At 54.3% G+C, this 2,136-nt stretch carries 3 protein-coding genes; all 3 read right to left on the minus strand.

Translation table 11 applies throughout. From position 1 onward, the window contains the following. A partial coding sequence (locus tag ABX962_RS35200) for a mechanosensitive ion channel family protein (RefSeq protein ID WP_372726323.1) occupies positions 1–562 on the minus strand: 562 nt, incomplete at its 3' end. Positions 563–789: 227 nt separating this feature from the next. Continuing rightward, on the minus strand, positions 790–1,719 hold the full coding sequence (locus ABX962_RS35205) for an SRPBCC family protein (RefSeq protein WP_372726324.1): 930 nt from the start codon (positions 1,717–1,719) through the stop codon (positions 790–792). Positions 1,720–1,864: 145 nt separating this feature from the next. Continuing rightward, positions 1,865–1,993, minus strand: coding sequence for a hypothetical protein (locus ABX962_RS35210; protein ID WP_372726325.1), 129 nt, complete (start codon positions 1,991–1,993; stop codon positions 1,865–1,867). Between the last annotated feature and the right edge of the window lie 143 nt (positions 1,994–2,136).

Consider the following 2,136-nt stretch of genomic DNA (forward strand, 5'->3'; position numbering starts at 1 on the left):
GAGTATCAAGCGTCGTGGTGAACAAATCAATTTCATTGACCTTCCCCATCACCCCGGCGGCGTTCACAACATCGCCCACCTTGAACGGACGAAAGACCAACATCAGTACACCCGAAGCAAAATTGCTGAGCGTGCCTTGAAACGCCAAACCGATCGCAAAGCCGGCTGCGGCGAGCATCGCGGCCAATCCGCCCAGTGGAGCGCCCATTTTGGACAATACCGCCCCGACCACTCCAAACATGATGCAATAAAAGACGATCCTGCCAACAAAAATTCCCAGCGTTTCGTCGACGCGGCGACGCACCGGTTTGTTGATGACTCGCGACAGATAGCTGGCGACTAAATAACCGAGAAAGATAACGGCCAGACCGATCGCTGCTAAAAACAATTGGGGTACCAGATACAACGTGATGTATTCCATCACTCCGGACACGTCACCATTGGTCACATCGCCAATGAAGTCTTCGGTCGCTGCGGTAAAGGACACGCGTGGTTCGCCTTTGTCCGTGTCCGCCACGACAGACTCGATCAACTTGGCGTCTTTGACTAAACCGTTATCCACAACGAAATCCCTTCCTAAAAATCCAAATCAAGAGCCATCCTCGAACGAGGGCACTCTCGGCCGCTGCTGACGACCCATGGGTGTAGGTATAGAAAAAGACACCATCGCAAGTAAAGACGAACCCCAATGCGAGTGAAACAGCCAGCATGGGGTTGCTATCAACGCAAAAGCCGGAGCATGCTAATGATTGACTTGTGCGAGTCTGGATCCGACTCGAGAGAGCCGCTCTACTTTACGGGCAAAAAGATATCGGTGATCCGATCACGCGGGGGTGTGGTCGCAGGGTCGTTGCGATAGATTTCGTAGGCATCTTGGCGAAGCACCTTTAGCTTTTTGTAGCGAGCATATTGGTAAGCACCGCTCCAGGCGTTCCCCAAATTTTCGTAACTGCCGATATGCCGCACACACAGCGCATTTCCGGCGGACAAATGACAGTGGGTCAATCCGGCGGCCATTCCGTCATCATTGGAAACGGCATAGCCCCCGGTAAAGCGAAACTCGTTTTGCTTCAGATCACACGGGTGGTACACGCTGATCATCGCCGCATCGAGCGACACATCGGCTTGCTTTAGCTTCTCGGTCGCCGTCGAAAAAACACGTTCCATGGCGGGGCCCATGTGATTGAGTGGGGCCGCATCGCTAACGCCATAGACGTCGATTGGCGAAACGGATTGGACTCCCTGAACTTCGATTTCCGAAAGCACTTCGCCGGTTTCGAGATGTTCACGCAACATTTTCAGTCCGCGGTCGTAATCCATCCCGATCAGCGTCTGCATGTTGGCCCGCATCCAAAACAAGAACCATGGCAAACTTCCCTGCATTCGCCACGTCACCTTCGTTCCGACCTCGGTCGCCTCGAAATGAAACCCGACCTTCGACGTCGACTTGAACGGCTTGGTAAAGCGAATTTCGTCACTGATTTGCCGGGGGCGGTCGAGTTTTAAATGTTCAAGTTCCCCCTCGCCAACAACATCCCCTTTCCAGCGATAAATCGCCCCCACCGAATTAGCATTCTCGGAAACGGTCACCACCGCATCGGGATCGATCCCCAGCCACGGTGACCACTTGGTCCAAGTGCCAAGATCAGCGACACCGTCGTAGACCGTTTCGGGCGGCGCTGCGATTTCGATAGACCGGGACACTTCAAAAGCAGGCATCAGCGAAACTCACTTCGAGCAGAGAGGAAACCGAACACAGCCGACAAACGCACAGCCGACTTCAAGTCTAACATGATTGAAAATGCGATTCCGCCGGCGGTGCAGCCATCCCCTGCAAAGAACAGGGTGCCCCCGAAACCCGCGATCAAACCGATCGCATACGTTTGTTTAGTCCGCCATTTGATGCAGTCACGGACAAATCACCGGGAACACTGCCGGTGCCGGGGCTCGCGATCTCGTCGCCTCGCTCGCCCAATCCCCATGTGGTGGTCATCGAGCCACTAAGTCGATTCTAGGCGGAACAGTCAATCCGAGCATGAAAAGGGTGCATTCCCGGTATCCCCCCGCTTGAATACCGCTATTTTAGAAGGGTCCGAAAGAACACTCCGACGCTCGTCAAACGGCTTCGAAAGCCCC

The sequence above is a fragment of the Novipirellula sp. genome, from assembly GCF_041583735.1.
Taxonomy (GTDB): Bacteria; Planctomycetota; Planctomycetia; order Pirellulales; family Pirellulaceae; genus Novipirellula.

Excerpts from the sequence above, each read along its gene's own strand:
- ABX962_RS35205 (WP_372726324.1), bottom strand. The coding sequence starts at position 1,719 with ATGCCTGCTTTTGAAGTGTCCCGGTCTATCGAAATCGCAGCGCCGCCC.
- ABX962_RS35210 (WP_372726325.1), bottom strand. The coding sequence starts at position 1,993 with ATGACCACCACATGGGGATTGGGCGAGCGAGGCGACGAGATCGCGAGC.